The organism is Streptomyces sp. NPDC057474, assembly GCF_042802555.1.
Classification (GTDB): Bacteria; Actinomycetota; Actinomycetes; order Streptomycetales; family Streptomycetaceae; genus Streptomyces.
This window is the reverse complement of record NZ_JBHVDX010000347.1, coordinates 1-7,145: the sequence shown is the minus strand read 5'-3', so window position 1 is coordinate 7,145 and position 7,145 is coordinate 1. Positions and strand designations below refer to the sequence as shown.

The 7,145-nt window shown below is 70.2% G+C and carries 5 protein-coding genes; 1 reads left to right on the top strand and 4 read right to left on the bottom strand.

Annotated elements, in window-relative coordinates; translation table 11 throughout:
• Window positions 1–1,636 (top strand): SCO7613 C-terminal domain-containing membrane protein (locus ACFU53_RS45250; protein WP_384005900.1); only part of this gene is annotated, 1,636 nt, incomplete at its 5' end.
• Between the two features lie 115 nt (window positions 1,637–1,751).
• Here ACFU53_RS45250 and ACFU53_RS45245 read toward each other — a convergent pair.
• The 4 genes from ACFU53_RS45245 to ACFU53_RS45230 all read right to left on the bottom strand — a co-directional run bounded on the left by ACFU53_RS45245 (window position 1,752) and on the right by ACFU53_RS45230 (window position 7,126).
• Window positions 1,752–4,499, bottom strand: coding sequence for a Tat pathway signal sequence domain protein (locus tag ACFU53_RS45245; RefSeq protein ID WP_384005898.1), 2,748 nt, complete (start codon window positions 4,497–4,499; stop codon window positions 1,752–1,754).
• Window positions 4,500–4,613: 114 nt separating this feature from the next.
• The gene (locus ACFU53_RS45240; RefSeq protein WP_384005896.1) at window positions 4,614–5,222 is read right to left on the bottom strand and encodes a hypothetical protein; all 609 of its coding nucleotides are present in this window, start codon (window positions 5,220–5,222) and stop codon (window positions 4,614–4,616) included.
• A gap of 12 nt (window positions 5,223–5,234) precedes the next feature.
• Window positions 5,235–6,128 (bottom strand): carbohydrate ABC transporter permease, encoded by an 894-nt coding sequence (locus ACFU53_RS45235; RefSeq protein ID WP_384005894.1) that lies wholly within the window; start codon window positions 6,126–6,128, stop codon window positions 5,235–5,237.
• Complete coding sequence (locus ACFU53_RS45230) at window positions 6,128–7,126, bottom strand: carbohydrate ABC transporter permease (protein WP_384005902.1); 999 nt, start codon at window positions 7,124–7,126, stop codon at window positions 6,128–6,130. Before ACFU53_RS45230 ends, ACFU53_RS45235 begins: the two co-directional genes overlap by 1 nt.
• Window positions 7,127–7,145 lie beyond the last annotated feature (19 nt).

Genomic DNA, 7,145 nt, shown 5'->3' with positions numbered 1-7,145 from the left:
CTCGTGGGCCGCCGCCGGCCCGAGCGCCGCCGCCCGTGCGGCGGCGCTCCTCGCCCTCGCCGCGACGATCGCCCTGACGGCCGCCTGGCTCACCCCCAAGCCGGCCCTGGCCCTCGGCACCGCGCTCACCGGCGGGCTCCTCGCGGTGGCGGGCCTCGGCGGGATCGCACGGTCGGTCCTCCCCGACGTATGGACGGTTGCGGCCCATCTCCTCTGCGGGATCGCCCTGTTGGCAACGGTACGGACACAGGCCCCCGAGCCCGTACGCCGAGGCCTCGCCCACGCCTCCGCGGTCGTCCAGGGCCTCGCCCTGGCCACCACCGTGCCGACGCTGCTCATCGCACTGCTGGGCCCGGTCGGCTGGATCGAGCGGATCTGGTCCGGCGCACCCACGGACACCCGCGCGGCGGTGACGCTCGACGCGCCGTGGCCCCCGAACACGGCGACCGTACCCCTCGTACTCGTCCTCGTCGCCGGGGTACTGACCGTGGCCGCGCGCACCGTCTCCTGGCGTACCCCTGCCCTGGTCGGCGCCCTCGTCCTCATCTGGGCGACGGCCCTGGTGCTCCCGGCAGTCCTCGAACTGCCGTACGCGGCCGGGCTGATGGCGCAGGGCCTCCTGGTCATGGCCACACTGGGCTTCGCCGGATTCGTACGGTTCGCGGAGCCCAAGCGCCTTCAGGCGCCGCTGCCCCTCACCGGCGCTCTCCTGGCCCTCGTCACGTCCCTGAGCCTGGCCCTCCACTCCCTGGCCGCCGAGCCGGCGACCCTCACCGTCCTCGCCGCCTCGACCGTCCTGTTCGCGGCGACGGCGTGGCGCACGCACCTCGGCCCCCTCACGGCCCCCGCCTCGCTCGCGTACGCCACCGCCCTGACCTGCTCGATCGGCGCCTCGGCCAACTGGGAGCCGCAGCACACGGCACTGCTCGTCCTGACCGTCCCGGCCATCGCGGCCCTGCTCGCGGCACGCCTCGGCGACTCGCCCATGACCATCCCGGTCGAGGCGACCGGCGCCGCGGCCGGCCTCCTGGCCATCGCCCTCTCCGCCACACACCCGCCCCTGCTGGCCCTGACCCTCGCGCTCTGCGGAGTCATCGCCACGGGTACGGCCGTACGACCGGACCGGCGGCACATCGGCTACGCGGCCGCCGCCCTCTTCGTGCTGGCCTCCTGGGTACGGCTGGCGGCGTGGGAGGTCGGCTCCCCGGAGGCATACACCCTGCCGGTGACCGTCCCGGCCCTGGTCGTCGGCCACCTGCGCCGACGCCGGGACCTGACGGCCTCCTCCTGGACCGCGTACGGCCCGGGACTCGCCGTCACGCTGCTCCCGAGCCTCGTCACGGCCTGGGGCGACGCACACTGGCTCCGCCCCCTGCTGCTGGGTGCCGCCGCCCTGGTCGTCACCCTCCTGGGCGCCCGCCACCGCCTCCAGGCCCCACTCCTCCTCGGCGGCGCCACGCTCGCCCTGGTCGCCCTGCACGAACTCGCGCCGTACATCGCCCAGGTCGTGGACGCCCTGCCCCGTTGGGTACCTCCCGCACTCGCCGGTCTGGCACTGCTCGCGGCGGGCGCCACCTACGAGCAGCGACTGCGCGACGCACGGCGTATGCGGGACATACTCGGAAAGCTGAGCTGAGGCGCCCCTTCAGGGGCGCGGGGAACTGCGCGACCAGCCACAACGAACCCGCAGTTCCCCACGACGCCAAGGCACCCCATGCACCCCATGCACTCCCGCTCTCCCCAGCGGAGCGTCACGGCATCTTGTCGCCCACCAGCGCCAGGTTCTGAATAGCCGCCAGCCCGTACAGCGCCGTCGCGTTGGTCGACACCCACGCCGCCTCGCTGCCCGGCACGAGCGCCGTCGGCCCCTCGATCTTCTTCGTGGACCAGTCCGTCGACTCCTTGTAGTCCCAGGCGTCGACGCTGTTGTAGAACTGCCGCCACGCACGGGCCGCCAGCTTGTCGTCGCCCAGCTGGACCGCCGCGTACGCGTCCTGCCGCGAGTGGCCCTGGAAGAGCAGCAGGCTCCCGAAGTTGGAGCCGTAGCGCGCCGCCTGCTCCGCCTTCGTCGCGTTGAAGTAGCGGCAGTAGTCGAGCCACGCCTCCTTGAACTTGGGCATCTCGATCTGGTCGAGGAGTTCGGCGTTCAGCTCGACCAGGCCGAACATCGCCGACAGGTGGGAGACGCCGACCCTGGCCTCGGTGGCGACGGCGAACTTGCCGGTGTCCAGGTCGTAGAGCGCGTTGCCCTGGACGAAGCCGTTGGGCTGGGCCGCGATCGTCTCCATCGTCGACAGGACGCGTGCCTTGGCCTTCTCCCACTTCGGCCCGCGCCGCTCCCACTCGGTCAGCCACGCCGACACGAGCCCGGACCAGTCGGTGCCGAACCCGATCGACAGCGCGTTCCGGTCGGGTGTGTACGGCTCGGTGCGGATCTTGCGGATCGGGTCGAGGACGAGGAACGTCTCGTCGGAGTCGACGTTGGCGTGCATGAGGTCGCCGACCCGTTCGTCGGCGGTGAGGAAGTAGTAGTAACGGCGGTAGGTGGTGTTGGCGATCCGCTGCTGCTTGGCGCTGTCGGCGTAGTGCTGGACGCCGTGGCGGGTGCCGAGACCGGCCCATTTGCCGAGGTGGTAGACGTCTACCTCGCCGGTGTGGCGGGTCATGGCCTCGGCGAAGCGGAAGATGTCCGCGCGTCCGGAGCGCATGTACGCGAACCAGAGCCACAGGTCCGGCGAGAGTTCGGAGTTGTCCCAGGCGTAGCCGCCGACGTCGTAGCACCACTGGTGACGGCTGGGGTCGTAGCTGTGCATGATGTCGCCGTAGTCCCAGAAGCCGTACCACCGGCGCATCTCCACCTGGTCCTTGTAATAGGTGAAGAGGAAGTCGAGGTGGTCCTCGATCTTCGCCTTGGCCGCGGTGGAGCGGTCCGGCTCGGCGAACAGCCGCCCGAAGACGCCCGCCTTGATCAGCTGCTTGGGCGGGGCGGCGAGCTGCGCGGGTGTGCGGACGGCCTCGACCTGCTGGGCCATGTCCTCGGCGCTCGGAGTGGACTCATGGGCCCAGAAGAGGAGTTCGCTGGTGCGGGCGATGCCGTAGGGGGTGCCGAACTCGGGCTCGTAGTCCTCGTACGTGATGTTGAGGCCTTCGAGCTGCTCGGGGTAGGTGTCCTGGCCCATGCCGTCGTGGTAGAAGCGCAGGTCCATGGGCTGCGCCTCGGGCGACCAGAGCCAGAGGGTGACCTCGGCGGTGTCCGTGTGGGCGTCCCGGATGTCGAGCTGGGCGGGGAACTTCTCCCAGAAGTCCCGCAGACCGAAGGCGAGACCACCGGACGCGCCACCGACGTACCCGAAGCCGCTCGCCCGCCGACCGCCACCCGCCGGGATCCAGCCGTGGCCCTTCTTGGTGCGCTTGCGGACACCGAAGCCGTCGGCGGACAACTGCGAGAGCGTGTAGTCGCCCCACTCGGGGATGTACTGGAGGCGGGTGGTGACCCGCTGGTCCCAGGTGGACGGGTCGGGCAGCTTCTTTCCCTCGAACTGGGCCGTACGGACGGCCGCACCCGGGTCGCGCCGCAGCCCGGTGATGCCCTTGACGGCCTCGCGCAACAGGCCCGTGCCCTCGCCGCCGATGCGGATGTGGCGGTCGTACGCTGCGTCGCGCATCGGGACCTTGAAGCGGACGCCGATGCCGCGGATGAAGTCGCCGCCGGCCTTTCCGGGCTCCTGGGTGCCGTCGAAGGTGATGGTGTGCACCATGCGGAACGACTCGGCGCCCGCGTAGAAGTAGAGACGGATCGAGAAGGGCAGCCAGCTGCGGCTTCCCTTGCGGTGCTTGCCGTCGATACGGACGACCGCGCGGACCGGCCCGTCCTGCTCGACCTCGACCTCACCGATGACGCTCTCGAACCGCTCGTACTTCTCCGCGCCCTGGTCGCCGTCCTCGATCTCCGGCTGGCGCAACAGCACCAGACGGCCGGTGTTGGCGATCTCGGTGGAGCCGCGCAACACGGACTTCACGAGGGTGGAGCCGGACTTGCCGATCTTCGCGGTGATCACACCGGTCGACACGTCGATGCTGCCGCCGCTCCTGTCGACGGTGACCTTCTTCTCCGGCGCGGTCGGCGTGCCGGCGGCGAGGGTGAGCTTGCCGGAGCCGGCGCTCGCGCCCACCGCGTGCGCGGTCCACTTCACGGAGCCGTCGGGCCAGTAGCCGATCGGCCAGGACTGCACGGCCACAGCCTTGCCGTCCGTGTCGGTCAAAGAAAACGACTGTTCTTTTTCGTACGCGCCCTTCGGCCACGGCACACCCACCGTCGAACCGGGAGCGGCGCCGAGTCCGCCGTCCTCCAGCCAGTCGAGGGTCACCGGCTCCGCCTCCGCCGCCTCGGCTCTGGGCGCGGCCTGTGCGTTCGAACTCCCTAGCGCCCAGCTGAACTGCGCGGCGGCTCCTGCGACGGCGGCCGCCTTGAGAAGGGACCTGCGGTCGATGGGGGACATGGCCTTTCCTTTCCGTACGGGAAGTCTTGCGTGCGGGTGGTCAGGGGCATGACAGAGAGAGGTGCGACGCGTCCGGGGGGCGCCGACCTGGGCGCGAGGCACCGCCCGCTCGGGTCAGCGGCGGCGCCGGTGCCGCTCCTCCACGGCGACGGCCGCCGCCGCGACGGCACCGAGGACCGGGATCGCCAGCGGCGCGACGAACCAGGCGGAGCAGGCCACCACGGCCATTCCGCCGACGAGCAGAAAGGATCCGGCGGGGTCGAGCACGGTCCGCCGCCCGGCCGCGCCGAGCAGAGCCCGCCAGGTGGCGCCGGGCCGCCAGACCGCCGCCGCGCGCAGTCCGGCGACGGCGGCGCCGATCAGCGCGAGGATCCCGATCGCGCCGACCAGCGGCCCGCCCGGGATCCCGGCGCGTACGGCCTGGACGTCCACCCACACCGCCGCGAGCGCCGCCCACCCGGCGAGCCCGACGAGCCAGCCGCCGTGCACCGCCGTCCGGAAGTCGGTCACGAACTCCCGCCAGCCGCCGCTCTCATGAGCCGTACGGCGCCTCAGGTGCCGGGAGCCGGCGGCGAACGCGGCGGGGTACGTCACCAGCGGCAGCGAGGCCAGCGCGATCCACACCCCCGTGAGCAGACACTCGGCGAACAGCGCGAACCGTTCGGCGAGCAGGGACTCCTCGCGGGGTGCGGTGGCCTTCGCACGGGCACGGACCTGGACCATGATCAGCTCACCTCAGCCCTTCAGGCCCGAGGTGGCCATGCCGTCGATCAGATAGCGCTGGAAGGCGAGGAAGAACGCGAGCACCGGCAGCAGCGCCACCAGCGACATCGCGATCATGCCGCCGTAGTTGGCCACGGCGTCCTGGTCCACGAACATCTTCAGACCGAGCGAGACCGTGTACTTGTCGGGCTCGTTCAGATAGATCAACGGGCCCATGAAGTCGTTCCAGGAGTTGATGAAGGTGAAGATCGCACTGGTGATGAGCGCGGGCCGGCACAGCGGCAGCACGATCGACCAGTAGATCCGGAAGTGCCCGCAGCCGTCGAGCCGGGCCGCCTCGTCGAGCTCCTTGGGCAGGTTCCGCATGAACTGCACCATCAGGAAGACGAAGAACGCCTCCGTGGCCAGGTACTTCGGCAGCAGCAGCGGGGTGTACGTGTTGATCATTTCCATGTTGCGGAACAGCACGTACTGCGGGATCAGCAGCACGTGGTACGGCAACAGGAGCGTACCGATCATCAGTGTGAACAACAGGTTCCGGCCCGCGAACTTGATCTTCGAGAAGGCGTACGCCGTCAGCGAGCAGGACACCAGGATCCCGATCACCGAACCCACGGCGAGCGTGAGCGAGTTGAAGAAGAACGTGGAGATCGAGATGTCCGCGATGCCGTCGGCGAGGCTCGTGTAGTTCGAGATGATCGGGTCGCCCGGCAGCAGGTCCAGGCTGCCGATGATGTCCTCGCTCTTCTTGAACGAGCCGCCGACGACCCAGATCACCGGGTAGAGGATCACCGCGAGGATGGCGAGGGATCCGAGGTGCCAGGCGAGGGAGCCGGGCAGCCTGCGCCGGAGGGCGCCGGCCTTCGCGGACGGGGGCGGGGCGATCTCGGTGGCCTGTGCGCTCATCAGGCACCCTCCTCGTAGTGCACCCAGCGCTTCTGGGACCAGAACAGCACCGCCGTCACCAGGGCGACCGCGACCAGCAGCATCCAGGCCATCGCGGAGGCCAGACCCATCCGGCTGTTCTCGAAGCCCTGGACATACAGATAACAGGTGTAGACCATCGAACCGTCCGCCGGACCGCAGGCGTTGCCTCCGGCGCCGCCGCCGACGATGTACGCCGAGCTGAAGATCTGGAAGGAGTGGATCGTCTCCAGCAGGACGTTGAAGAAGAGGACCGGGGAGATCATCGGCAGGGTGATGTTCCAGAACCGCCGGAACGTACCCGCCCCGTCGACCTCGGCCGCCTCGTACAGCTCGCGCGGGACCTGCTTGAGGCCGGCGAGGAAGATGACCATGGGGGCGCCGAACTGCCAGACGGTGAGCGCCACCAGGCTGTAGATGATCATGTCCGGGTCGCCGGTCCAGCCGCCGACATCGATTCCGAAGATCTTCTGTGTACGGTCGACGATCGCGTCGTCGGAGAAGATCGCCTTCCAGACGATCGCGATGGAGACGCTGGCCCCGATCAGCGACGGCGCGTAGAAGGCGGCCCGATAGAAGGCCTGTCCGCGCCGCTTCTGGGCCAGCAGCAGCGCCACACCGAGGGCCGCGATCAGCTTGATCGGCGTACCGACGACGACGTACCAGAGCGTCACCCGCACCGAATGCTGCCACCGCGGATCGGCGAACATCTCGGAGAAGTTGTCGAGGCCGATCCACTTGGGCGCGTCGAACAGGTTGTAGTCGGTGAAGGCGAAGTAGAGCGAGGCGGCCATCGGGCCCGCTGTCAGCAGCAGGAACCCGGCGATCCACGGGGACATGAAGAGATAGCCGGCCAGGGTCTCCCGGCGGCCCCGCCGCTTGAGTGGGGCGGGGGGCGGGGACTTGACCGGGCCGTGGCGCGGCGCGGAGTGCGTGGGGAGGTCCGCCAACGCAGGGGGGGGTGTGACGGCGGGTGCCAACACCAGCCGCGAGCCCGCT

What these genes read in the sequence shown, in the direction of transcription:
- ACFU53_RS45245 (WP_384005898.1), bottom strand. Translation starts at nt 4,499, where the DNA reads ATGTCCCCCATCGACCGCAGGTCCCTTCTCAAGGCGGCCGCCGTCGCA.
- ACFU53_RS45240 (WP_384005896.1), bottom strand. Translation starts at nt 5,222, where the DNA reads ATGGTCCAGGTCCGTGCCCGTGCGAAGGCCACCGCACCCCGCGAGGAG.
- ACFU53_RS45235 (WP_384005894.1), bottom strand. Translation starts at nt 6,128, where the DNA reads ATGAGCGCACAGGCCACCGAGATCGCCCCGCCCCCGTCCGCGAAGGCC.